General features: G+C 56.9%; 19 protein-coding genes. 6 read left to right on the top strand and 13 right to left on the bottom strand.

The features are described from left to right. Positions 1-235 precede the first annotated feature (235 nt). The 8 genes from WM95_RS08530 to lrp all read right to left on the bottom strand — a co-directional run bounded on the left by WM95_RS08530 (position 236) and on the right by lrp (position 12,207). A complete protein-coding gene (locus WM95_RS08530) occupies positions 236-1,099 on the bottom strand; it encodes a dimethyl sulfoxide reductase anchor subunit family protein (RefSeq protein ID WP_063408045.1) in 864 nt (287 codons plus the stop codon). A gap of 1 nt (position 1,100) precedes the next feature. Then, the gene (locus WM95_RS08525) at positions 1,101-1,718 is read right to left on the bottom strand and encodes a DMSO/selenate family reductase complex B subunit (RefSeq protein ID WP_063408046.1); all 618 of its coding nucleotides are present in this window, start codon (positions 1,716-1,718) and stop codon (positions 1,101-1,103) included. 10 nt (positions 1,719-1,728) lie between these two features. After that, positions 1,729-4,173 carry a dimethylsulfoxide reductase subunit A gene (gene dmsA / locus WM95_RS08520; RefSeq protein ID WP_063408047.1) on the bottom strand — a complete coding sequence of 815 codons (2,445 nt, stop codon included), beginning with the start codon at positions 4,171-4,173 and terminating at the stop codon, positions 1,729-1,731. A 212-nt stretch (positions 4,174-4,385) separates the two neighbouring features. After that, a complete protein-coding gene (serS, locus tag WM95_RS08515; RefSeq protein ID WP_008499983.1) occupies positions 4,386-5,678 on the bottom strand; it encodes a serine--tRNA ligase in 1,293 nt (430 codons plus the stop codon). Between the two features lie 92 nt (positions 5,679-5,770). Then, a complete protein-coding gene (gene rarA / locus WM95_RS08510; protein ID WP_088544726.1) occupies positions 5,771-7,114 on the bottom strand; it encodes a replication-associated recombination protein RarA in 1,344 nt (447 codons plus the stop codon). Between the two features lie 9 nt (positions 7,115-7,123). Next, entirely contained in the window at positions 7,124-7,738 is a 615-nt protein-coding gene (lolA, locus tag WM95_RS08505; protein ID WP_023310983.1) for an outer membrane lipoprotein chaperone LolA, read from the bottom strand. Between the two features lie 128 nt (positions 7,739-7,866). Beyond that, the gene (gene ftsK / locus WM95_RS08500) at positions 7,867-11,577 is read right to left on the bottom strand and encodes a DNA translocase FtsK (protein WP_063408049.1); all 3,711 of its coding nucleotides are present in this window, start codon (positions 11,575-11,577) and stop codon (positions 7,867-7,869) included. A gap of 135 nt (positions 11,578-11,712) precedes the next feature. Further along, complete coding sequence (gene lrp, locus WM95_RS08495) at positions 11,713-12,207, bottom strand: leucine-responsive transcriptional regulator Lrp (RefSeq protein WP_000228469.1); 495 nt, start codon at positions 12,205-12,207, stop codon at positions 11,713-11,715. Positions 12,208-12,750: 543 nt separating this feature from the next. Here lrp and trxB point away from each other — a divergent pair. The 5 genes from trxB (at position 12,751) to infA (ending at position 18,574) form a co-directional block, all read left to right on the top strand. Beyond that, positions 12,751-13,719 (top strand): thioredoxin-disulfide reductase, encoded by a 969-nt coding sequence (gene trxB / locus WM95_RS08485; protein WP_023616696.1) that lies wholly within the window; start codon positions 12,751-12,753, stop codon positions 13,717-13,719. Positions 13,720-13,833: 114 nt separating this feature from the next. Beyond that, positions 13,834-15,600 (top strand): heme ABC transporter permease/ATP-binding protein CydD, encoded by a 1,767-nt coding sequence (gene cydD / locus WM95_RS08480; protein ID WP_023310980.1) that lies wholly within the window; start codon positions 13,834-13,836, stop codon positions 15,598-15,600. Next, positions 15,600-17,321, top strand: coding sequence for a heme ABC transporter ATP-binding protein/permease CydC (gene cydC, locus WM95_RS08475; RefSeq protein WP_063408050.1), 1,722 nt, complete (start codon positions 15,600-15,602; stop codon positions 17,319-17,321). Before cydD ends, cydC begins: the two co-directional genes overlap by 1 nt. Before the next feature lie 45 nt (positions 17,322-17,366). Next, a complete protein-coding gene (gene aat / locus WM95_RS08470; RefSeq protein WP_063408051.1) occupies positions 17,367-18,071 on the top strand; it encodes a leucyl/phenylalanyl-tRNA--protein transferase in 705 nt (234 codons plus the stop codon). A 284-nt stretch (positions 18,072-18,355) separates the two neighbouring features. Then, positions 18,356-18,574, top strand: a complete 219-nt coding sequence (gene infA / locus WM95_RS08465) for a translation initiation factor IF-1 (protein ID WP_002211347.1) — start codon at positions 18,356-18,358, stop codon at positions 18,572-18,574. A 71-nt stretch (positions 18,575-18,645) separates the two neighbouring features. Here infA and WM95_RS08460 read toward each other — a convergent pair whose 3' ends face one another. The 3 genes from WM95_RS08460 to clpS form a co-directional block, all read right to left on the bottom strand. Beyond that, entirely contained in the window at positions 18,646-19,098 is a 453-nt protein-coding gene (locus WM95_RS08460; RefSeq protein ID WP_063408052.1) for a hypothetical protein, read from the bottom strand. A gap of 479 nt (positions 19,099-19,577) precedes the next feature. Then, entirely contained in the window at positions 19,578-21,857 is a 2,280-nt protein-coding gene (clpA, locus tag WM95_RS08455) for an ATP-dependent Clp protease ATP-binding subunit ClpA (protein WP_063408053.1), read from the bottom strand. Between the two features lie 27 nt (positions 21,858-21,884). Further along, the gene (clpS, locus tag WM95_RS08450) at positions 21,885-22,205 is read right to left on the bottom strand and encodes an ATP-dependent Clp protease adapter ClpS (protein ID WP_006174393.1); all 321 of its coding nucleotides are present in this window, start codon (positions 22,203-22,205) and stop codon (positions 21,885-21,887) included. A 267-nt stretch (positions 22,206-22,472) separates the two neighbouring features. Here clpS and cspD point away from each other — a divergent pair, with 267 nt between their 5' ends. Then, positions 22,473-22,694, top strand: a complete 222-nt coding sequence (cspD, locus tag WM95_RS08445) for a cold shock-like protein CspD (RefSeq protein ID WP_006809408.1) — start codon at positions 22,473-22,475, stop codon at positions 22,692-22,694. A 70-nt stretch (positions 22,695-22,764) separates the two neighbouring features. On the opposite strand, the gene macB is transcribed toward cspD, so the two are convergent. After that, complete coding sequence (macB, locus tag WM95_RS08440; protein WP_045403603.1) at positions 22,765-24,705, bottom strand: macrolide ABC transporter ATP-binding protein/permease MacB; 1,941 nt, start codon at positions 24,703-24,705, stop codon at positions 22,765-22,767. Beyond that, the gene (gene macA, locus WM95_RS08435; RefSeq protein WP_063408054.1) at positions 24,702-25,817 is read right to left on the bottom strand and encodes a macrolide transporter subunit MacA; all 1,116 of its coding nucleotides are present in this window, start codon (positions 25,815-25,817) and stop codon (positions 24,702-24,704) included. The genes macB and macA overlap by 4 nt, the downstream gene beginning before the upstream one ends. Positions 25,818-25,907 lie beyond the last annotated feature (90 nt).

Genomic DNA, 25,907 nt, shown 5'->3' with positions numbered 1-25,907 from the left:
ATGCCACTGGCAAAAACAAAGTCAATCCACTGATTTAGCCGCCTCGCACAATATGTTCCCTGTCGATTTAAAAAACTTATCCTGCTAATGCCACGCCTGCTATAGATATTAATTATGTGTCTGTTTTTATTTATTAATGGGCGAAATTAAAACAAAACGACAGTCGAAAAATTTCATGATCGAAAAAAGAAAAAGCCGGGCACTCAGGCCCGGCTTGATATAACTCAATGAAACGTTAGCTGGCGATAGCCATACCTACGGTCATATGCAACCCGTAGAACACGCCGCGGCCAATCAGTTCACCCGCCAGTACCAGCACAAAAGCCAGTGACAGCAGCGGCAGCGCCGGCTGATAGCCTTTGAGCTGAGGGGCAATCCAGAATACCAGCGCGGCGACCAGAAGAACGATACGCCAGGCCATCAGCGCACCGTAGTCCGGCACCAGGGCAGAAGCCTGCTGGATAGAGCTGTGAATGGTTGCCAGTTCAGCCCCCTGCATCAGGACGACCATCGCACTCACCACCAGCGCCAGCAGAGAAACAGCGGGCAGCAAACGCATTGCCCACCCGTCTACGCCCGCCACGCGCAGCAGCAGGTAGCCCAGCAGCGGCCCGCCGATAAACATCGTCAGGAAGAAGCTCATCGGCGTCCAGACGCTGTACCAGGTTGGAACGGTATCTATGGTGTTATAGACGCGCACCATCATCCACACGAACACCACGCCCAGTACCATGGTCACGATAAGCCACAGGCTGCGCAGACCCGCAGGCAATTTCTTCAAAGCGGCCAGCAGCCAGCCCAGCCCCCCGACGGCAAAGAAAATTGCCCCACTGGCAATCTCGTTACTAAGGGATGAGGCCCCCACGCGGTTCAGAGAGTTAAACGCGCGCATCGGCGAACCCAGGTGCAGCGTAGAGGCGATAAAGCCAATCCCCATCAGCACCCACAGGCCAAACATACTCAACACTAAACGCTGCTGCTGTTCAGCGTTGAGATTCCCCTTCAACAGCGCCAGCGCGAGCACAATGAAACCGCCCGCCACGCACTGACCAAAGACCGTGAAGATCATCAGCGGCCATTCATGCCATCCACTTCCCATCTCACACCTCCTTCGGATTTGCCAGGTAGCCGGTAGTGTCACCTGTAGGACGGCTGTTGGCGTTAGGTTTAATCACAATGCTCGGCTTCGTGAAGTGCGCAGACGGCAGCGGTGCCACTGCGGCAAGCTGACCGTGTTTTTGACGCAGCTCTTCAACAGGACCGAAGTCCAGCGCGCGCAGCGGGCAGGACTCAACGCAAATCGGCTTTTTGCCATCCGCCACGCGGGTGTGGCAACCGTCGCATTTGGTCATATGACCTTTGGCGGCGTTGTACTGCGGCGCGCCGTACGGGCACGCCATGTGGCAGTACCGGCAGCCGATGCAGACATCTTCATCCACCACCACAAAACCGTCTTCACGCTTGTGCATCGCCCCGCTCGGGCAGACCTTGGTGCAGGCCGGATCTTCACAGTGGTTGCAGGCAATCGACAGGTAATAGGCAAAGACGTTCTGATGCAAGACGCCGTTATCTTCCTGCCAGTCGCCCCCGGCGTATTCGTAGATGCGGCGGAAGCTGACGTCCGGGGTCAGGTCTTTGTAATCTTTACAGGCCAGCTCGCAGGTTTTGCACCCGGTGCAACGGCTGGAATCGATAAAAAATCCATACTGGGTTGTCATCGGCTACTCCTTAAACCTTTTCAACCTGGACAAGGTTTGTGTGGGATGGGTTGCCCTTCGCCAGCGGCGACGGACGCTGCGTGGTCAGTACGTTAATACTGCCCGCCTGGTCGATGCGGTTGGCATCAGGGCTGTACCAGGCCCCTTCTCCCAGCGCCACTACGCCTGGCATCATGCGCGGCGTCACCTTAGCTTCAATGTGCACCTCGCCGCGACCGTTGAAGATACGCACGCGATCGCCATTGCTGATGCCTCGCGCTTTGGCATCCATCGGGTTGATCCACATCTCCTGACGGCAGGCGGCCTTGAGTACGTCGACGTTACCGTAGGTGGAGTGCACGCGCGCTTTGTAGTGGAAACCGGTCAGCTGCAGCGGGAATTTCGCCGTCAGCGGATCGTTGTAGTTTTCGAAACCTGGCGTGTAGATCGGCAGCGGATCGATAACGTCCCCTTCCGGCAGCTCCCAGGTCGACGCGATTTTTGCCAGCTCTTCGGAGTAGATTTCGATTTTGCCCGACGGCGTGGTCAGCGGGTTTGCCTGCGGATCTTCACGGAACGCTTTGTAAGCCACGTGGTGCCCTTCCGGATCGCGCTGTTTGTAAATACCCTGCTTGCGGAAGGTATCGAAATCCGGCAGGTCAGGGACCGCCTTACGGGAGAGTTCATGCAGATGGCGCATCCACCCTTCCTGTGTACGTCCCTCGGTAAACTGCTGCTCAACACCAAGACGTTTCGCCAGCTCAGAGGTCATCTCATAAATGGTTTTGCACTCGAAGCGCGGTTTGATCGCCTGATCGGTGAAGATCACGTAGGACATGTTGCCGCAGGAGGCGTCCAGCGCGAAATCCATCTGCTCAGAGGCGGTGCAGTCCGGCAGCAGGATATCGGCATATTTCGCCGAGGAGGTCATGTGGCAGTCGATCACCACAATCATCTCGCACTTCTTATCATCCTGCAGGATTTCATGGGTGCGGTTGATTTCGGAGTGCTGGTTGATGAGACAGTTACCGGCATAGTTCCAGATCATCTTGATCGGCACGTCCAGCTTGTCCTTGCCGCGCACGCCGTCGCGCAGGGCGGTCATTTCAGGACCACGTTCGATCGCATCGGTCCACATAAACATGGAGATGCTGGTCTGAACAGGGTTATCCAGCGTCGGCATACGTTCAAACGGCACTTCATACGAGCCTTCACGCGCGCCGGTGTTACCGCCGTGAATACCAACGTTGCCGGTCAGAATGGAGAGCATGGAGATCGCACGGGTCGCGATTTCGCCGTTCGCATGGCGCTGCGGTCCCCAGCCCTGGCTAATGTAGGCCGGTTTGGCCGAGCCAATCTCACGCGCCAGCTGAACGATACGCTCGGCCGGAATACCGGTGATGGTGGACGCCCACTCGGGCGTTTTCGCCACGCCGTCGCTGCCCTGCCCGAGAATATAGGCTTTGTAATGACCGTTAGCAGGCGCGCTAGCTGGCAGGGTTTTCTCGTCATAGCCGACACAGTATTTATCCAGGAAAGGCTGATCGACGAGGTTTTCGGTGATCATCACCCACGCCAGCGCGGAGACCAGCGCTGCATCGGTACCCGGACGGATTGGGATCCACTCGTCTTCACGTCCGGCGCCGGTATCGGTATAGCGCGGATCGATAATGATCATGCGGGCATTGGATTTGGCGCGGGCCTGTTCGAGGTAATAGGTTACCCCGCCGCCGCTCATGCGGGTTTCGCCCGGGTTATTACCGAACAACACCACCAGCTTACTGTTTTCGATATCAGACGGGCTGTTGCCGTCCGCCCAGCCGCCGTAGGTGTAGTTGAGTCCCGCAGCAATCTGCGCCGATGAGTAGTCACCATAGTGATTGAGATAACCGCCGCAGCAGTTCATCAGGCGTGCCACCAGCGTTTTACCCGGTGGCCAGGAGCGGGTCAGCGTACCGCCGAGCGTCCCGGTGCCGTAGTTCAGGTAGATGGATTCGTTGCCGTACTCTTTGATAAGGCGCTGCATATTGGTGGCGATAATGTCGTAGGCTTCATCCCAGCTAATCCGCTCGAACTTCCCTTCACCACGCTTACCGACGCGCTTCATCGGATATTTCAGGCGGTCCGGATTATACACGCGACGACGCATGGAGCGGCCGCGCAAGCAGGCGCGAACCTGATGTAACCCTTCATAGTTATCGTCCCCGGTATTGTCGGTTTCGACATATTTAATTTCGCCATCCACCACGTGCATACGCAGCGGACAACGGCTACCGCAGTTAACGGTACAGGCACTCCACACCACTTTTTCCGGAGCTGAAGCTGGGGATAATGCATCCGCCGCTGAGGCCAGTCGGGTAAAAGGGAGCGTGAAAGCGCTGCTGGCTACGGCCAGGCCGCCTATTGCCGTGGTTTTCATCAACCCACGGCGAGTGACCTCGGCAGCCATTAATGCTTCAGGCGCGTTGATTTTCATAGAGACTCACTTTGGTTGCTCACAAAGAAAATAGTGGCGGCGCAAAACCGCTATGTAGTTTTATATACAACGAATTTTTACGTAATCAGCTATTTATGCTGACTTTCATTCGGAGGAGTATTACTACTTTAGAGGGAGGGGGTATTGCGTCGTATCAATTCCGCGGCATAAAAAAAGCGCCAAAAGGCGCTTTTTTGTTGTGAGGCAAAGAATTAGCCGATGTACTGCTGGCCTTTCATGTATGGACGCAACACTTCAGGGATCTCAATACGACCATCTGCCTGCTGATAGTTTTCCAGCACGGCAACCAGCGTACGGCCCACAGCCAGACCAGAACCGTTCAGGGTATGCACCAGACGGGTTTTCTTGTCAGATTTGCTGCGGCAGCGTGCCTGCATACGACGCGCCTGGAAATCCCAGACGTTAGAGCAGGAGGAGATCTCACGATAGGTGTTCTGCGCAGGCACCCACACTTCCAGATCGAAGGTTTTGCAGGCGCCAAAGCCCATATCACCGGTGCACAGGGCCATACGACGGTACGGCAGACCCAGCAGCTCCAGCACTTTCTCAGCGTGACCGGTCATCTCTTCCAGCGCGTCCATGGACTCTTCAGGACGGACGATCTGCACCATCTCAACTTTGTCGAACTGGTGCATACGGATCAGACCGCGCGTGTCGCGACCGTAAGAACCTGCTTCAGAACGGAAGCACGGAGAGTGTGCCGTCAGCTTAATTGGCAGGTCGTCTTCATCAATGATCTCATCACGCACGAGGTTAGTCAGCGGCACTTCAGCGGTTGGGATCAGCGCGTAGTTGCTGCTGTCTGCTTCCTCGTCCAGCGGACGGGTATGGAACAGATCGCCGGCAAATTTCGGCAGCTGGCCCGTACCGTACAGCGTATCGTGGTTGACCAGATACGGCACGTAGGTTTCGCTGTAGCCATGCTGCTCGGTGTGCAGATCCAGCATGAACTGCGCCAGCGCGCGGTGCAGATGGGCAATCTGGCCTTTCATCACCACAAAACGGGAGCCGGTCAGCTTAACCGCTGCCGCAAAGTCCAGCCCCGCGTGCATTTCGCCCAGCGTCACGTGATCGCGCACTTCGAAGTCAAACTCACGAGGTGTACCCCAGCGTTTCACTTCAACGTTGTCGTTTTCATCTTTGCCGACAGGCACGCTGTCGTCAGGAATATTCGGGATAGCCAGGGCAATATCACGAATCTCGGCCTGAAGAACGTCCAGCTCAGCTTTTGCCTGATCCAGTTCTTCACCCAGTTTGTTCACTTCCAGGCGTAATGGCTCAATATCTTCCCCGCGCGCTTTCGCCTGGCCGATGGATTTCGATCGAGAGTTACGCTCTGCCTGCAGATTTTCAGTTTGTACCTGCAGAACTTTACGACGCTCTTCGAGAGCGCGCAGCTTATCTACATCCAGCTTAAAGCCCCGGCGTGCCAGTTTTTCAGCGACTGCGTCTGGCTCATTACGCAGCAGATTGGGATCGAGCATGCTTATCCTGTGCTTATCGAATTAAAATAGGAAAATGTGACCACAGCCTGCGGCCACAAGGATACATTGCCAACATTACCGCAACGATTGAACTAACGGTAGCGTTTTATAGGGCTATTTTGATCCTGTCCGGCGAGCCAGGTGAGCTTTTCACCAATCTTGCCTTCAAGACCTCTGTTTGTGGGGTGATAATAGCGCGTTTGTGCCATCTCCTGCGGGAAATATTCCTCCCCGGCGGCGTAGGCATTGGGTTCATCATGAGCGTAACGATACTCCTGCCCATATCCCATCTCTTTCATCAGTTTGGTCGGCGCGTTACGCAGGTGAACCGGCACATCGTAGTCCGGACGTTCACGCGCATCCGACATCGCCGCTTTAAACGCGGTATAAACCGCATTACTTTTCGGCGCACAGGCCAGATAGACAATCGCCTGCGCAATGGCACGTTCGCCTTCCGCGGGCCCAACGCGGGTGAAGCAGTCCCAGGCCGACAGCGCAACCTGCATAGCGCGAGGATCGGCATTGCCGATATCTTCTGACGCAATCGCCAGACAGCGACGCGCGACATATAACGGATCGCCGCCCGCAGTGATAATGCGCGCGTACCAGTAAAGCGCCGCATCCGGCGCGCTGCCGCGCACGGACTTATGCAGCGCCGAGATCAGGTCGTAAAAACGGTCGCCTTTGTTATCGAAACGCGCGCTGCGCTCCCCCGCAATTTCGGTGAGCAGTTCCGGTTTCAGCACCCGCTTCCCTGCATCGTCGATTTCGGCCATATCGGCCATCATTTCCAGCGTATTCAGCGCACGACGCGCATCGCCGTTGACCAGCTCGGCAATTGCACGACGCGTGTCGTCAGGCAGAACGATATCCTGTCCGCCGTAGCCGCGCGCTTTGTCGTCCATCGCCTGGGTGAGAACCTTTTCGATATCATCGGTGGTGAGCGATTTGAGCAGGTAAACGCGCGCGCGGGAAAGTAGCGCCGAGTTCAGTTCAAACGACGGGTTTTCGGTGGTCGCACCGATGAAGAAGATCGTGCCGTCTTCAATATGCGGCAGGAAGGCATCCTGCTGGCTCTTGTTGAAGCGGTGGACTTCGTCCACGAAGAGGATGGTACGCCGCCCGGCATTGCGGTTCTGCCGCGCACGCTCGATCGCCTCACGGATCTCTTTCACGCCGGAGGTGACCGCCGAGATACGTTCGACGTCCGCGTTGGCATAGCGGGCGATCACTTCTGCAAGCGTAGTCTTGCCGGTGCCAGGGGGTCCCCAGAGGATCATGGAGTGAAGATGCCCGGCCTCAATGGCGCGCGGCAATGGCTTACCGGCAGCCAGCAGATGCTGCTGTCCGATGTACTGCGCTAAATTTTCTGGCCGCATACGGGCGGCCAGAGGTTGAAACGCGTTATCTGAAAAATCGAGCGACAGATTGCCCACTCACGCCTCTTACTTATTGCGTTGGTCGTCCACCGTTACGCCCTGCGGCGGGGTAAAGGTGAATTTCGATGCATCAACGGCGCCGTTCTGCTGAGACTTGAGCTGGTAGCTGCTGCGCTGATCGTCCTGCTCAACCGCGCCGAACTGATTAATCGTACCGTTGGTGCTTACGTTAATGGTGAACTGCTTCAGGTTGCCGTTGCTGCCTTTCGGCGTCAGGACAAACTCGTCACCCGTCTGTTTAATATTGTACTGCTGCCAGTCGCTGGACTGGTTACGGGCAATCAGCATAAACGGCGTATTGCTGGTGGCATCTTTCAGCCAGGTCGCCGTTGCCTGCTCAACGAACGGGTTGAAGAACCATAAGGTTTTACCGTCAGAGACCAGGATGCTTTCATCCGGCTGGGTCATGTGCCAGTTGAACAGATTCGGGCGTTTTACCCACAAATCTCCCTGACCTTCCTGCACCGCGTTGCCGCTGCCGTCCGTCACTTTTTGCGTGAAGCTGGCGTGGAAGCTGCTTACTTTATCCAGTCGGCTTTTAAGGTCGCTGGCTGCATCAGCCCAGACGCTACTGGCGACAAAACTGGTGAGTAATGCACAGGCGATGGCGATTTTTTTCATTGTTATTCCTTAAAATACGTCTTCCCGATATGGGGTTTCCGTCTTCTATTCTGGACCTGCCCGAAGGCAGGCGACAGAAGAAAATGCTTAATTTTGGCTGATTTACCCTTCTTTGCAATCGCTGAAGGTTAATCAAACGGCGGCGGTGCCAGCACCTCGCGGTTACCGTTATGCCCCTGTTCGCTCACAATGCCCTGCGCTTCCATCTGCTCGATGATGCGCGCCGCGCGGTTATAGCCGATGCGGAACTGACGCTGCACGCCTGAGATGGACGCTTTGCGTTTTTCGGTAACGAAGTTAACCGCCTGATCGAATAACGGATCCAGCTCTTCGCCGCCGTCGAAGCCACCGCCGCCGCCTTCGCTTTCCGTGTCGCTGGTAATACCGTCAACGTATTGCGGACGACCGCGCGCTTTCCAGTCCTGCACGACGGCGTGAACTTCCTCATCGCGTACAAACGCACCGTGGACGCGCACCGGAGAGGTGGAGTTCGGGCCTGAATAGAGCATGTCACCCATACCCAGCAGCGACTCTGCGCCGCCCTGGTCAAGAATGGTACGGGAGTCAATTTTACTGGATACGGTAAAGGCGATACGCGTCGGAATGTTCGCTTTGATAAGACCGGTGATAACGTCCACGGAAGGACGCTGGGTCGCCAGCACAAGGTGAATACCGGCCGCACGCGCTTTCTGCGCCAGACGGGCAATCAACTCTTCTACTTTCTTACCGACGGTCATCATAAGGTCAGCGAATTCATCGACCAGCACGACGATATAAGGCAGTTTTTCCAGCACCGGATGCTGGGCATCCATGCTGTCACCCGGCTTCCAGTAAGGATCCGGGATCGGACGCCCCATGCGCACAGCCTGGGCAATTTTCTCGTTATAACCGGCCAGGTTACGCACGCCCAACGCAGACATCAGCTTGTAGCGGCGTTCCATCTCGTTGACGCTCCAGCGCAGGGCGTTGGCGGCGTCTTTCATGTCGGTGACCACTTCGGTCAGCAGATGCGGGATGCCTTCGTAGACCGACAGTTCGAGCATTTTCGGGTCGATCATGATGAAACGCACATCTTCCGGCTGCGCTTTATAGAGCATGCTGAGGATCATGGCGTTCACACCGACTGACTTACCGGAACCGGTGGTACCCGCTACCAGCAGGTGAGGCATTTTGGCGAGATCGGCCACGACCGGATCGCCCGCGATATCTTTACCCAACACCACGGTCAGCGGAGATGGGTTATCGCGGAATTTGGTGTTATCCAGCACTTCACGCAGGTAGACGGTCTGACGTTTCTTGTTCGGCAGCTCAAGGCCAACGTACGGTTTGCCCGGTATTACTTCCACCACACGCACCGCCACGGTCGACAGAGAACGCGCCAGGTCGCGGGACAGGTTGGAAATACGCGCGGCTTTAACGCCGGGCGCCAGGTTCAGTTCAAAACGGGTAATCACAGGACCCGGCGAGTAGTTCACCACGTCCGCCTTGATACGGAAGTCAGCCAGACGTGCTTCCACCAGACGCGCCATCTGCTCAAGCGCGAAGGTATCGACCGGCTCAACTTCTGACGGCGGCGGCGTTAACAGATCCAGAGACGGCAGCGGCGTGCTTGGACGCTGCAGCGGACGGCTGTCACCGTTACGCATCAGCAGCGGGTGAATCAGACTTTCCTGCGGCTGAGGCGCAGGCTGCTGGAACTGCGGTGGCTGCTGCGATTGCTGCGGTTGCTGAACAGGTTGATGCTGCTGCGCATACGGCTGCTGAACAGGCTGGTGCGGCTGCGCGTAGGCCTGTGGTGCTGGCTGCTGGCGCACAGGCTCCGCTTCCGGCATCACGCTCGGGGTAAATAACGGCTCGCTCGGGCCATCATCCACCAGATCCTTCATCGGCGAGAATTCAAAATCCGACAGCGAGAACGGATTTGCACCAGCCGGTTGCTCACCGGAATAGCGCTGCTGTTGAGTGGCAGCAAACTGGCGCGCCAGTTCTGCTTCAGCCGCGTCCTCTTCGTCTTCCAGCACCGGTTCATCGTGCTGATATTCTTCACCGTAGCGTTGATTCTGCTGCGCAGCGAACTGGCGGGCCAACTCGTCCTGCTGCATTTCATCGGCGTCATCTTCATACTCTGGCTCGCGCGCTTTCTCTACGGCCATACGCTGGGAAGGCAGCTTGATGCCATAAGAGGCAAGCTCACGGCGGGTGGGTACACGAACGCGGTTAGGGCGAGGCAGTTGCGGACCAATCCCCTCCTTCACCTGAGGACGTGGCGTGCCCCCTGTTGCCAGGCTAAATACAGGTGCAGCTACGGCAGCGGCCGCGGTAGCCTGCTTCACGCTTTCCGCTACGGGTGCGACTGCAGGCGTCGGGTCGATCGGTGGAACGGAAACAGAAGGCGCTTTCGTCACCGGCTCCTGCACCGGTTCAGGCACAGGCTGGTACCAGGCCGCCAGCTGCTCGCGTTCACGCGCGCGACGCTCTTCAACTTCTTCAAAATAGTACATCGGTGGACGAGAGGGTTTTACCTCTTCCACGATTTCAGGTTCAGGCTGCGGCTCTACATAAGGCTGCACAGGTTCAACCGGCTCAGGCACATACTCCTGATAAGGTTGGGCCACAGGCTGTTCATAGTGCGGGTAATCTTGCGGTTCATACGCAGGCTGCGGCGGCTGATAAGGCTGCTGCCACTGCTCCTGCTGCACAGGAATGTAGCTTTCAGGTTCAGGCGCGATAACAGGCTCCGGCGTGTGAACGCCTGGCGCAGTCTGCCAGTCAACCTGAGGCTGCTGAATAACGGATTCCGGCGGCGAAACCGGCGCGGATGGCATCACGGCGTCGACAGGCGCGGCATACGCCTGGGCAGCGGTCGTCGCGGCGGCGGCGGCCGCAACCGGCTCGGTAACCGAATGGCCATTTAACAGCGGATCGTATTCGTCGAAGTCACCCGGAGTGGCCCGGCTGCCGGAGAACAGCACATCGTCAGGATCGACGGCGACACCTGCAGCGCGATACGCCACCTGCTCGTCTTCATCCATGCGCTTACCGGAGAAGAGCGCCGCATCGGTTTTACGACCCAGCGGGTTGGCAAATTTCTCAGCAACACGCTGACGACGGGCCAGCGCGCCGCGCAGAATACGCGCACGACGAGACTCGCGACGCTGCACAGGCGCGTCATCTTCCTCTTCATCTTCGTATTCGTCTTCATCAACCCACGTATCGTCACGGCGGGTACGGTTGCTGGCGAAGGTCAGAATGGTGAGGATAAAACTGCCGATCTTCTCGGCAATGCTCACCCAGGACCAGCCGGTGAACAGCGTCAGCCCGGCCGCCCAGATACACAGCAGCGCCAGCGTGCCGCCGCTGCTGTGCAGCATCGGCTGCAGCGCAGAACTGAGTAAACTGCCGATCACCCCGCCAGAGGCGAAGTACCAGATATCATCCGCATTGATTGCCGCCAGCCCGCACGAGGTGAGGATCAGCGCCAGCGCGCCAATCAGGCGCAGCGACACGGCAAAATAGTCGATGTAATCATCGTTCTGACGATGACGCCACGCAAACCAGCATCCGCCAATGATAATAACGGGAAGGGTGTAGGCCATCACACCGAAAATGAAAAACAGCGTGTCCGCAAGCCAGGCACCGGGGACACCGCCTAAATTATGGATAGGCTCATGCCATGCAGTTTGTGACCAGCTGGGATCTGAGGGGTTGAAACTGAGTAAGGCTGCCATCAGCCAGACGGCAAAAAGGGCAATAACAATCAGCAAAGCCTCGAGGAGACGACGTCCGCTGCTTAGCTTCGATAGTGTGACTTCTTTGTCTTCAGTGTATTCCTGGCTCAAAAAAGGCTCTCCAGGTATCAGGCATATCCTGCCTTTTTGCTAAAACGGACAACAGCGCCGGGACTCCCCGGCACTGTTGCTGTATGGATTAACAGGAGTGTAATCAAACTACGCTGATTTTGCACCTGTTCCGTGTTAGCGCGTCTTAATAACCAGACGATTGCTCTGTTTGACCTCTTCCATCACCACATACGTACGGGTGTCGTTCACGCCTGGCAGACGCAGCAGGGTTTCCCCCAGCAGCTTACGGTAGGCGGACATATCAGGTACACGGGTTTTCAACAGGTAGTCGAAATCACCGGATACCAGATGACACTCTTGAATTTCTTCAAGTTTTTGTACAGCGGCGTTAAATTGCTCAAACACATCCGGCGCACCACGATTCAGAGTAATCTCAACAAATACCAGAAGTGAGGCATCCAGATAATGCGGGTTCAGCAGAGCAGTATAGCCCTGAATGAAACCCTGTCTTTCGAGTCGGCGCACACGCTCAAGGCACGGCGTCGGGGAAAGTCCCACACGTTTTGAAAGCTCGACGTTGGAAATACGCCCATCCTTTTGCAATTCATTAAGAATGTTACGATCGATACGGTCGAGATCTTTGCCAGGGCGCTTCTTGCTATCTACCATTATTATTGTCTCTCTGTATTCCTTCCCTACTCCTGCCTGGACCCTGTGCACATCACTGTTCAGAGCCTGTACCCGTTAGTCATCACATCGCCTGGTTTTGTATTAGACGCGATGCGGATTCGGGTTCTGTTGGTAAGAAGACCGTTGCCCGAAGGCAGTCACCGACATCACGTATGGCGTCTGTCCACGCCATGCGTAGATTTCACTGACCTGGTAAAAATGGCATTTACGTGCATGCCTATGCGGCATACGGTTAACGCGGTTTTTTTCTTCCTTGAATGTTTTCGCAAAAGCGCAGGGGATTGTCAAAGCAAAACATCGTTTTTTAGTACAACATGCCGGATATTCATTACGGCAGGGTATTAATCCTCATTTTATTGCCTTACAAACGACCGGTTTTCAGGCGAAAGCGTGATGTTATAGCGCGCCACTCATCGTCCGTGGCTATTACACAGATTGATATCAAAATTGCTGCGCTCTTTTTTTACGACAACAAATTCCCTACAATCCAGCCAAATGTCTGCCAACAACAATGGGGATCTCATGGGCACGGCCAAACACAGTAAGCTGCTAATCCTTGGTTCTGGACCTGCGGGATATACCGCAGCGGTCTATGCTGCACGCGCTAACCTGCACCCGGTACTCATCACCGGAATGGAAAAAGGCGGTCAGCTGACCACCACCACCGAAGTGGAAAACTGGCCAGGGGACCCGAACGACCTGACCGGGCCGCTGCTGATGGAACGTATGCACGAGCATGCCGCCAAATTCGAAACCGAAATTCTGTTCGACCACATCAATAAGGTCGATCTGCAGAACCGTCCGTTCCGCCTGACGGGCGACAGCGGCGAATACACCTGTGACGCGCTGATCGTTGCCACCGGCGCCTCTGCCCGTTATCTCGGTCTGCCATCCGAAGAAGCGTTCAAAGGTCGCGGCGTCTCTGCCTGCGCAACCTGTGACGGTTTCTTCTACCGCAATCAGAAAGTCGCGGTCATCGGCGGCGGCAACACCGCAGTAGAAGAAGCGCTCTACCTGGCGAACATTGCCTCTGAAGTGCACCTGATCCACCGTCGCGAAACTTTCCGCGCGGAGAAGATTCTGATCAAACGCCTGATGGATAAAGTGGCCAGCGGCAACATCGTGCTGCATACCAACCGTACCCTGGAAGAGGTGACGGGCGACCAGATGGGCGTTGCCGGTCTGCGTATCCGTGATACCCAGAACACCGACAACGTCGAAACGCTTGAAGTGGCGGGTCTGTTTGTGGCGATCGGTCACAGCCCGAACACCGCGATCTTCGACGGTCAGCTGGAGCTGGAAAATGGCTACATCAAAGTGCAGTCCGGCATTCACGGTAACGCTACCCAGACCAGCATCCCGGGCGTGTTCGCGGCCGGCGACGTGATGGACCATATTTATCGTCAGGCGATTACCTCTGCTGGCACCGGCTGTATGGCCGCGCTGGACGCTGAGCGCTACCTCGATGGACTGGCTGAACAAGGTAAATAATCTTTACAAGTCAGTAACAAACGTAAATAAAGGCGGCGATAAGTCGCCTTTATTGTCTCCCCGTTGTAACATTGCGCTGCCCAATTTCTAATAACGTCACCTGCAAAGTACGCAATGGAAAAAACCCGTCAACAAGAGTTAACACGCTGGCTGAAACAGCAAAGCGTTATTTCCCGCCGCTGGCTTACGATTTCCCGTCTCCTGGGGTTCGTTAGCGGTCTGTTGATTGTTGCCCAGGCATGGCTGCTGGCCCGCATTCTTAATCACATGATCATGGAGAACATCCCGCGCGAAGCGCTGTTGCTGCCTTTTATTGTCCTGATCCTGATTTTTATCCTGCGCGCCTGGGTGGTGTGGCTGCGTGAGCGCGTCGGTTTTCACGCCGGACAGCACATCCGCTACGAGATCCGCCGTCAGGTGCTCGATCGCCTTCAGGAAGCGGGGCCCGCGTGGATCCAGGGTAAACCGGCCGGTAGCTGGGCGACGCTGATCCTTGAGCAGATTGACGATATGCACGACTACTATGCGCGCTATCTGCCGCAAATGGCCCTTGCCGTCTTCGTTCCGCTGCTGATTGTGATCGCCATCTTCCCGGTGAACTGGATGGCTGCGCTGATTCTGATGGGCACCGCCCCGCTGATCCCACTGTTTATGGCGCTGGTCGGTATGGGGGCAGCGGATGCCAACCGCCGTAACTTCCTGGCACTGGGTCGCCTGAGCGGCCATTTCCTCGATCGTCTGCGCGGCATGGAGACGTTACGCATTTTTGGCCGCGGTGAAGCGGAAACCGAAAATATTCGCCGGGCATCGCAGGACTTTCGTCAGCGCACCATGGAAGTATTACGCCTTGCCTTCTTATCCTCCGGCGTACTGGAATTCTTTACCTCGCTGTCGATTGCCCTCGTGGCGGTCTACTTTGGCTTCTCCTACCTTGGCGCGCTGGATTTCGGCCATTACGGCACGGCGGTGACCCTTTCTGCCGGCTTCCTGGCGCTGATCCTGGCCCCGGAATTTTTCCAGCCGCTCCGCGATCTGGGGACCTTCTATCACGCCAAAGCGCAGGCGGTTGGCGCAGCCGATAGCCTGAAAACGTTCCTTGAAACGCCGCTGGCTCACCCGGAGCGGGGTGACGTGACGCTGAATGCTAAAGACCCCGTGACCATCGAAGCACAGGACTTTTCCATTCTGTCACCGGAAGGCAAAGTGCTCGCGGGTCCGCTGAACTTTACCTTGCCTGCCGGACAACGGGTGGTGCTCGTCGGCACCAGCGGTTCCGGTAAAAGCTCGCTGCTGAATGCGCTATCCGGCTTTATGGCCTACACGGGTTCACTGCGGATCAACAAAACCGAACTGCGCAACCTCGATCCAGACGCCTGGCGTAAACAGCTCAGCTGGGTAGGACAAAACCCGCAGCTTCCAGCCTCTACGCTGCGTGAAAACGTTCTGCTGGCGCGCCCGGACGCGCGTGAAGATGAACTGCAATCGGTGCTCGACCGCGCCTGGGTAAGCGAGTTTCTGCCGCTGCTTTCGCAGGGGGTAGATACCGTGGTCGGCGATCAGTCCGCCGGGCTGTCGGTCGGACAGGCGCAGCGTGTGGCGGTTGCCCGCGCGTTGTTGAATCCTTGCCAACTGATGCTGCTGGATGAGCCCGCCGCCAGCCTGGACGCCCACAGCGAACAGCGCGTAATGGAGGCCCTGAACGCCGCCTCCCGGCAGCAAACCACCCTGATGGTCACCCATCAGCTGGAGGGGATTGCCGACTGGGACCAGATCTGGGTCATGGAGAACGGCCGTATTGTTGAGCAAGGCGATTACGCCTCTCTCGTTGCCGCGCAGGGACCGTTTGCCGCCCTGCTGGCGAACCGTCAGGAGGACATCTGATGCGTGCTCTGCTGCCTTATCTTGCGCTCTATAAACGCCACAAATGGATGCTGACGCTGGGGATTGTGCTGGCGATTGTCACGCTGCTCGCCAGCATTGGCCTGCTCACGCTTTCCGGCTGGTTCCTGTCGGCCTCGGCCGTCGCGGGCTTTGCCGGTTTATACAGCTTCAACTATATGCTCCCGGCTGCCGGTGTTCGCGGTACCGCTATCACGCGGACTGCCGGACGCTATTTCGAACGGCTGGTCAGCCACGACGCCACTTTCCGCGTGCTGCAGCACCTGCGCATCTACACCTTCAGCAAACTGCTGCCCCTCTCCCCTGCCGGGCTGGCGCGTTTTCGTCAGGGTGAGCTACTTAACCGTGTCGTTGCGGATGTCGACACGCTGGATCACCTTTACCTGCGCGTGATTTCCCCGATCGTTGGCGCGTTTGTGGTGATTGTGGTGGTCACGCTGGGGCTGTCTGTTCTGGATGTTTCCGTTGCGCTTACGCTGGGCGGGATCATGCTGCTGACGCTCATCATACTGCCGCCGCTGTTTTACCGCGCCGGGAAATCTACCGGGGAAAACCTGACGCGCCTGCGCGGGGACTACCGCCAGCAGCTCACCTCCTGGCTTCAGGGGCAGGCAGAGCTGACGATTTTTGGCGCCAGCAAGCGCTATCGCGCCCGGATGGAAAGTACGGAGCTTAACTGGCATGAGGCCCAGCGCCGCCAGTCGGAGCTGACGGCCTTCTCTCAGGCCCTGATGATGTTAATCGGCGGCGTGGCGGTGATTGCCATGCTGTGGCTGGCTTCCGGCGATGTCGGGGGGAATTCACAGCCGGGTCCTCTTATTGCCCTTTTCGTCTTCTGCGCGCTGGCGGCGTTTGAGGCGCTAGCCCCGGTAACGGGCGCCTTCCAGCATCTGGGCCAGGTGATCGCCTCTGCCCTGCGCATCACGCAGATTGCCGAGCAGGAGCCTGAAGTCACGTTCAGTGCCGGGCAGACCGCGGTACCAGAGCAGGTTGCGCTGACGCTTGAAGATGTCACCTTCGCCTATGACAAACAGGCGCAGAACGCGCTGGACGGTATCAACTTTTCTGTTAACGCAGGTCAGCGGATGGCGATCCTCGGCCGTACCGGCTGCGGTAAATCGACGCTGCTGCAGTTGCTGACCCGCGCCTGGGATCCGCAGCGCGGCCATATTCGTTTTAATAACACGTTGCTGAACGATTTCAGCGAGCAGGCCCTGCGCAAGACGGTGAGCGTCGTTCCGCAGCGCGTGCATCTGTTTAGCGCCACCCTGCGCGATAACCTGCTGCTGGCCGCGCCAGAGGCCTCTGATGATGCGCTTCGCGCCGTGCTGGAGCAGGTCGGGCTGCAAAAACTGCTTGAGGACGACGGGCTGAACAGCTGGCTGGGCGAAGGCGGCCGTCAGCTCTCCGGCGGTGAACTGCGCCGTCTGGCTATTGCGCGCGCGCTGCTGCACGATGCGCCGCTGATGCTGCTCGACGAACCCACCGAAGGGCTGGATGCCACAACCGAAAGCCAAATCCTTGATTTACTGGCGAATGCCATGACCGGCAAAACCGTGCTGATGGTCACACACCGCCTGCGCGGACTGGCGAGTTTTGATCGGATAATTGTGATGGACAACGGACACATTATTGAGCAAGGTAGTCACGCAGAGCTGTTGGCGAAACAGGGTCGCTACTACCAGTTTAAACAGCGTCTGTAGACTATATTTGTAGCGTCCTTACTCGCGTACTGGAGTTTTGCTGTCATGCGCCTGGTCCAGCTTTCTCGTCATAACATCGCGTTCCCTTCTCCGGAAGGGGCGCTGCGTGAGCCCAACGGGCTGCTGGCCCTTGGAGGTGACCTCAGCCCCGCTCGGCTATTAATGGCGTACCAGCGCGGTATCTTCCCCTGGTTTTCCCCGGGCGATCCGATTTTATGGTGGTCCCCCGATCCGCGTGCCGTGCTGTGGCCAGCGCAGTTTCACGCGAGCCGCAGCATGAAGCGTTTCCATGCGAAATCACCCTACCGCGTCACCCTCAATCACGCCTTTGGTCAGGTCATTGAAGGCTGTGCCGAAGACCGCTATGAAGGGACATGGATAACCCGCGATATCATTACCGCCTACCACCAGCTCCATGAGCTTGGCTACGCCCACTCCATCGAGGTGTGGGAAGGCGGAGCACTCGTCGGCGGCATGTACGGCGTGGCGCAGGGGACGCTGTTTTGCGGCGAGTCGATGTTCTCTCGCGCGGTTAACGCCTCGAAAACCGCTCTGTTGGTCTTCTGCGAGGCGTTTGCCCAGCGCGGCGGACGCCTGATCGATTGTCAGGTGCTCAACGAGCACACGGCCTCCCTGGGGGCTGTTGAAATCCCGCGACGCCAGTACATCGAACAGCTGGATGCCAGCCGTCAGGAGAAGCTCCCGCGCGACTTCTGGGTACCGAGAACGCTCTTTATGCCCAATGCCTAAATGTTTTCCGCATATTTTTTGTGAGGGTGTTATAATTATGCCGCAGAGTAGCTTCTGCCTGTTGCCCCGCCGCCGTTTGGGACCCTCGCTTCAGATAACGTCCTGACGTTTATCCTGTTGTCTCCCCTTTACGAATGCGCTTCCTGTTCGGTTGTACCGTGACGCTTGGGCAATGCGCCGAAACTGTTTTGCTGCGTTTTAATCGCGCAATTCTTTACTTAATTGATGAATTTCGGCATTATCTTGCCGGTTCAAAACTTGGTAGTGATACCCCAGAGGATTAGATGGCCAAAGAAGACAATATTGAAATGCAGGGTACCGTACTTGATACGTTGCCTAATACCATGTTTCGCGTAGAGCTGGAAAACGGTCACGTGGTAACTGCGCACATCTCCGGTAAAATGCGCAAAAACTACATCCGCATTTTGACGGGCGACAAAGTGACTGTTGAACTGACCCCGTACGACCTGAGCAAAGGCCGCATTGTCTTCCGTAGTCGCTAATTGTTTTCGCCTGTAATGGCAGATGAATATTTAAAAGGTCGGGATAATCCCGGCCTTTTTTATTTATGGCTTTAGTGTTGCTGCGTCGGAAGATGTATTGTCATCCACGGTTGTACAGGAGCGATTAAATCCCCCGCCATAGAATGAGCCATGTCATGGAGTAATCCCGTGAGGTGCGGCAACATATCGCGGTCAAAATGCGATACCAGCAGTATGTGGTTTAACGCCCGACAGTAATCACACTGTGCTTCGGTGTCTTCAGGCAGCCACTTTTTTTGTCGCGGTTGTTCCGCTTCGTCCTCAAATTCCACCACCTGAAAATCACGCATTGACTCTGTGAGGCCGGATTTCATTTCTTCCAGATACGCCCCAAGGCAGCGACAGATGGGCTGCGTTTGTGGGAGTGATGTGCAATCGAGGAGGATTTCGGTGAGCAATTTGCAGCGCTCTGCAAGGGTTGGGAGATCGGGGTTGAGGGAGAGTTCGCTGTAGAGTTGGGAGATAGACTGGTTTTCCATATTCATAATTTCCATATTAAGAGCTGAAAACTACCACCAGAAACGCCAACTTTGGGTGGCAGACTGAACCGGTTTGGCGTACCGACCATATGGAAAATCGGCGCTTCAAAAGAAGCCCCGGTTCAGCCCACCATATTTGAAGATACGGATTATACCGCAGCTAAAAAAAGAGTGAACGAAACCAGTGACGTTGCGTTAGCAACATCTTTCCATATGTGTGTAATCAGGACGCCAATCCCGGCACCTGATTTTGCAGGTGCGACGCCATTTTATTACTGTGGTTTTATCCAGCAACTGACTTCGAAGGAAACTGGAAAGCGCCTCGCAAAATTCCTCTGCGGTCTGTTGCCCTCACCCCAACCCTCTCCCACAGGGAGAGGGAGAAAACACTAAAAACGACAACACTGTTGTCGTTTTGCTTTTACCTTGGCAGGCATAAAAAAACCGGGCAAATGCCCGGTTTTTAACATTAACGTTCAACTCACTCAGTGAGCCGCTTCCGGCTTGTGCTTCGCCGCGCTCTGGAAATCGTACGTCAGTTCGTTCTTCACCTGATCCAGCGCCACGGTCACCTGCCCGCCGTCCACCAGCGAGCCAAACAGCAGCTCGTTCGCCAGCGGTTTCTTCAGGTTGTCCTGAATCACGCGCGCCATCGGACGGGCACCCATCGCTCGGTCGTAGCCTTTCTCGGCCAGCCAGTTGCGGGCCTCCTGGCTCACTTCCAGCGACACGCCTTTCTGATCCAGCTGAACCTGCAGCTCGACGATGAACTTGTCCACAACCTGATGGATCACCTCGGTAGACAGGTGATCGAACCAGATAATGTTGTCCAGACGGTTACGGAACTCCGGTGTAAAGATCTTCTTGATCTCCTCCATCGCATCGGTGCTGTTATCCTGGTGGATCAGGCCGATAGATTTACGCTCGGTTTCACGCACGCCGGCGTTGGTGGTCATCACCAGCACCACGTTGCGGAAGTCCGCCTTGCGCCCGTTGTTGTCGGTCAGCGTCCCGTTGTCCATCACCTGCAGCAGGATGTTGAACACGTCCGGGTGCGCTTTCTCGATTTCATCGAGCAGCAGGACCGCGTGCGGATGCTTGATCACCGCGTCGGTGAGCAGGCCGCCCTGGTCAAAGCCCACGTAGCCCGGAGGCGCACCAATCAAACGGCTGACGGTGTGACGCTCCATATACTCGGACATATCAAAGCGAAGCAGCTCAATGCCCAGCGCTTTGGAGAGCTGAACCGTCACCTCGGTTTTCCCCACGCCGGTCGGGCCAGCGAACAGGAAGGAACCGACAGGCTTGTGGTCATGCCCCAGCCCGGCGCGGGCCATCTTGATCGCTTCGGTTAAGGCCTCAATGGCTTTATCCTGACCAAAGACCAGCATTTTCAGGCGATTGCCGAGGGTGCGCAGCGTGTCGCGGTCGCTCTGAGAAACGCTCTTCTCAGGGATACGCGCGATGCGGGCCACCACGGACTCGATATCCGCCACGTTAACGGTTTTCTTACGCTTGCTGGCCGGCATCAGGCGCGCACGCGCCCCCGCCTCATCAATCACGTCAATCGCCTTGTCCGGCAGATGACGGTCGTTGATGTATTTCACCGCCAGCTCCACCGCCGCACGGACCGCTTTCGCGGTGTAACGCACGTCGTGGTGCGCTTCGTACTTCGGCTTCAGGCCGTTGATGATCTGCACCGTTTCCTCGACAGACGGTTCGGTCACGTCGATTTTCTGGAAGCGGCGCGCCAGCGCACGGTCTTTCTCAAAGATGTTGCTGAACTCCTGGTAGGTCGTGGAGCCAATCACGCGGATCTTGCCGCTGGAGAGCAGCGGTTTGATCAGGTTCGCGGCATCCACCTGGCCACCGGAGGCCGCACCTGCGCCGATGATGGTGTGGATCTCATCGATAAACAGGATGCTATTGGTATCCTGCTCCAGCTGTTTTAACAGCGCCTTGAAGCGTTTTTCAAAATCACCGCGGTATTTAGTGCCCGCCAGCAGCGAGCCGATATCCAGCGAGTAGATGGTGCAGTCGGCAATCACTTCCGGCACGTCACCCTGGACAATGCGCCAGGCAAGCCCTTCGGCAATCGCGGTTTTACCCACGCCTGACTCACCCACCAGCAGCGGGTTGTTCTTGCGGCGACGGCACAGCACCTGGATCGCGCGCTCCAGCTCTTTATCGCGACCAATCAGCGGGTCGATACCGCCAACGCGAGCAAGCTGGTTAAGGTTGGTGGTGAAGTTTTCCATACGATCCTCCCCGCCTGCTTGCTCTTCATTGTTATTGACCTGATTGCTGGAATCCGATGCCTGGTTAGGCTCGTCTTTGCGCGTTCCGTGAGAAATAAAGTTAACCACGTCGAGGCGGCTGACTTCGTGTTTGCGCAGCAGGTAGGCAGCCTGTGACTCCTGCTCGCTGAAGATGGCGACTAAGACGTTTGCGCCAGTCACTTCGCTACGCCCGGAAGACTGGACGTGGAATACCGCGCGCTGCAGCACGCGCTGGAAGCTGAGCGTCGGCTGCGTGTCGCGCTCTTCTTCACTGGCTGGCAGCACCGGTGTGGTTTGTTCGATGAAGGCTTCGAGTTCCTGACGTAGCGCCACCAGATCCACGGAGCAGGCTTCCAGCGCTTCGCGGGCAGATGGGTTGCTAAGCAGTGCGAGCAGTAAATGCTCGACGGTCATAAACTCATGTCGGTGCTCACGCGCTCTGGCGAAAGCCATATTTAAACTGAGTTCCAGTTCTTGATTGAGCATAGGCACCTCCCCCAATTTTATGCCTTATCAGGCCTTTTCCAGCGTACACAGCAACGGATGCTCGTTCTCCCTCGCATAGTCGTTCACCATCGCCACTTTGGTTTCCGCCACTTCGGCTGTGAAGATGCCGCAGATAGCTTTGCCACGATAATGAACGGTAAGCATCAGTTGCGTTGCACGTTCTACATCATAAGAAAAGAACTTTTGTAGCACGTCAATAACAAATTCCATCGGCGTGTAATCATCGTTCATTAACATAACTTTATACATAGATGGCGGTTTTAGCGCGTCGCGCACTTTGTCTTCCGCCAGCTGGTCGAAATCCAGCCAATCGTTGGTCTTACCCATTATGCATAACCACTTTGAATCTACCTCAGATGTTAGATAACAATCATCTATTACTGTCATCCGCGATGTCTGTCACAAACTGTTGCAATAGCGTTAACTGCTTCAAACTTTGGTTGATTATTGTCCCATCTCCAGCGCCAAACGCTTGACGACTTCTTTCGTTTCTCTAAATTGTACAAGCGTGAGATGGCGAGGTTTTGAACAGCCCCCACTCCACCACCGGTTCATTCCATCTTAACTTATAAGATTTACGAAGGATGTCGAAGCATGGAAATGGGTACTGTTAAGTGGTTCAACAACGCCAAAGGGTTTGGCTTCATCTGCCCCGAAGGCGGCGGCGAGGATATCTTCGCTCACTATTCCACCATTCAGATGGATGGTTACAGAACGCTCAAAGCCGGGCAGTCCGTCCGGTTCGATGTACATCAGGGACCAAAAGGCAATCATGCAAGCCTAATCGTACCCGTTGAAGCAGAGACGGTTGCATAGCTCTCTGTTTTATTGTGTACATCCCGCAGTCAAAATGCCAGCCCGATCGGCTGGCATTTTTATTTTCGGGTTATTCCCGAGCCAGCGCGTCCACCGGATCCAGCCGCGCCGCGTTGCGGGCGGGCAACCAGCCAAACAAAATGCCGGTAAAGGTCGAACACAAAAACGCGGTGATAATGGCAACCGGCGAGAAGCCAATCTCCCAGCCGGGTAAAAAGAGCTGGAGCGCAAACGCGATCATCATCGAGAGCGCAATGCCCATCGCCCCGCCGACCAGACACACCAGAACCGCCTCAATCAAAAACTGCTGCAGCACATCGCTGGCCCGGGCGCCGACCGCCATGCGAATACCGATCTCTCGCGTGCGCTCGGTGACCGACACCAGCATGATATTCATCACCCCAATGCCGCCGACGACCAGCGAGATCACCGCCACCAGCGTGAGAAACAGCTGAAGAGTACGTGTGGTCTTTTCCGCCGTTTTCAAGAGGCCGTCCATATTCCAGGTGAAGAAATCTTTCTTCCCGTGGCGCAGGGTTAACAGCCGCTCAAGCTGCTGTTCGGCGAGCGCGCTATCGTAGCCCTCCTTCACGCGTACGGTGATGGAGTTGAGCCATGACTGCCCCATAATCCGTCCGGAGATGGTGGTATAGGGTAGCCAGACGCGCAGGATCTTGCTGCTGCCGAACATAGACTGCTTCTCTTCCGCCACGCCGATGACCGTGGCAGGCATGTTGCCGACCAGGATCACTTCGCCCACCACGCTGGCTTTATTGGGGAAGAGCTGCCTGCGCGAGTTCGCGTCCAGCACCACCACCTGCGCCCTGCCCGCCAGCTGCTCGGCGTTGAAGGTAGCGCCTTCGCTGAAGGTCATGCCGTAGACGTTGAAATAGTCCCCGCTCACGCCGTTCGCGCTGGCGGCCACGTCAACGTTGCCCACGCGCAGACGCAGGTTCTGCGACACCGCAGGCGTGGCGGAGTTCACCCACGGCTGCTTCTGAATTGCCGCCAGATCGTCATACTTCAGCGCCTGCTGATACTGCGGCTCGTCGTCACCAAAATCTTTGCCCGGATAGACGTCAATGGTATTAGTGCCGATGGCGCGGATATCGGCCAACACCAGCTGCTTGGCCGCGTCGCCCACCACCACGATCGATACCACCGAGGCGATACCGATAATGATGCCGAGCATCGTCAGCAGGGTGCGCATTTTGTTAGCCGCCATCGCCAGCCAGGCCATGGTCAGCGCTTCGCGAAAGCCGCTGGAGAACTGTCCCCAGCCGGTTGATGCCGGTAGCGCTTCTTTCGGCGCCGCAGCCCTGGACTCACGCGGCGGCGGGTTGCTGACCAGCTCGCCGTCGTGGATCTCAATAATGCGTTCTGCCTGCGCCGCCACCTGCGGATCGTGGGTAACGATAATCACCGTGTGCCCCCGATCGCGAAGCTGGTGCAGGATCGCCATCACCTCTTCGCCGGAATGGCTGTCAAGCGCGCCGGTCGGTTCATCCGCGAGGATCACCTGCCCGCCGTTCATCAGTGCCCGGGCAATACTCACGCGCTGCTGCTGGCCGCCGGACAGCTGCGACGGCTGGTACTCCACCCGCTCCGCCAGCCCCAGACGCGTCAGCAGCATCTGCGCGCGCTCAAGTCGCTTTTTCCGCTCAACGCCCGCATAGACCGCAGGCACTTCCACATTCTGGGCCGCGTTAAGGTGAGAAAGCAGATGGTAACGCTGGAAGATAAAGCCGAAGTGTTCCCGGCGCAGCTTCGCCAGCGCGTCGCCGTCCAGCGTGGAGACATCCGTCCCGGCCACGCGATAGGTCCCGCTGGTCGGTTTATCCAGGCAGCCGAGAATGTTCATCAGCGTCGATTTACCGGAACCCGACGCGCCGACAATCGCCACCATCTCGCCCGCCTCCACGCGCAGGGAGATGCCCTTCAGCACCTCCACCGGGCCGTCGCCTGACGGATAGCTGCGACGAATGTTATTTAGCTCAAGCAGCGCCGTCATTTAGCGGCTCCGGGCAGGCTTTCGCTGACAACAACCTCCTCGCCCTCTTCCAGTCCTTTCACCACCACCACGTCGGTGTCGTTGCGCGCGCCGATCACGACCTCGCGCTCGCGCGTTTCGCCGTTGCGCAGCACTTTCACTTTATAACGGCTCTCCCCGGCGGATTCACCCAGCGCAGAGAGCGGAATGGTCAGCACGTTCTTCACGCCGGTCAGCTGGATATGCACCTGTGCGGTCATGTCCAGACGCAGCACGCCCTGCGGGTTTGGCACCTCAAAGCGGGCATAGTAGAAGATAGCGTCGTTAACTTTTTCCGGCGTCGGCAGAATGTCCTTCAGCACGCCTTCGTAGCGCGTCTGCGGGTCGCCAAGCACCGTAAACCAGGCGTTCTGCCCCGGCTTAAGATGGATCACATCCGCCTCTGAGACCTGGGCTTTGACCAGCATGGTGCTCATGTCCGCCAGGGTCAGAATGTTCGGCGCCTGCTGCGCGGCAATCACCGTCTGGCCCTGCAGCGTGGTGATCTGGGTCACTTCACCCGCCATTGGCGCGACGATTTTGGTGTAGTCGAGGTTGGTTTTTGCCGTATCCAGCGAGGCCTGATTGCGTTTGATCTGCGCGTCAATCGTGCCAATTTGCGCCTGTTTCACCGCCAGTTCAGTGGCGGCAGTATCTAAATCCTGTTTCGAAATAGCCTGGGTTTTGGCCAGCGCCTGCTGACGGGTCAACGTTACCTGAGCCAGGTTACGTTCTGCCAGCGCCTGGGCACGCTGCGCGCGCAGCTCCATCAGCGTGGCTTCCACCTCGCGGATCTGGTTCTCAGCCTGCTCAGGATCGATAACGCCGAGCAGCTGGCCTTTTTTCACCTTGTCGCCAATCTCAACCGACAGCGTTTTCAGCTGGCCGCTGACCTGCGCTCCGACGTCAACCTTGCGCAGCGCGTCAAGCTTGCCCGTCGCGAGGACGTTTTGCTGCAGTTCGCCCGGGCGAACAATCAGCGTCTGATACTGCGGCACCGGCGCATTCAGCACCTGCCATAGCCAGTACCCACCGGCTAAAACCACGACCGCCAGCAGCAGAAACAGCGTTCTGCGTTTTCCCTTGAGGTTCATAAATATTCCAAATAAATGTTCTGGCAATGATAAGCGTTGATTCTAACTAAACGACTCTTCAACGAAAGCCCTGTTCTCCGAAATCGTCCT

The sequence above is a fragment of the Enterobacter cloacae complex sp. ECNIH7 genome, assembly GCF_002208095.1.
In the GTDB taxonomy this organism is placed as follows: Bacteria; Pseudomonadota; Gammaproteobacteria; order Enterobacterales; family Enterobacteriaceae; genus Enterobacter; species Enterobacter cloacae_M.
The sequence above is the reverse complement of the archived record's forward strand: the minus strand, read 5'-3'. Positions and strand labels throughout refer to the sequence as shown.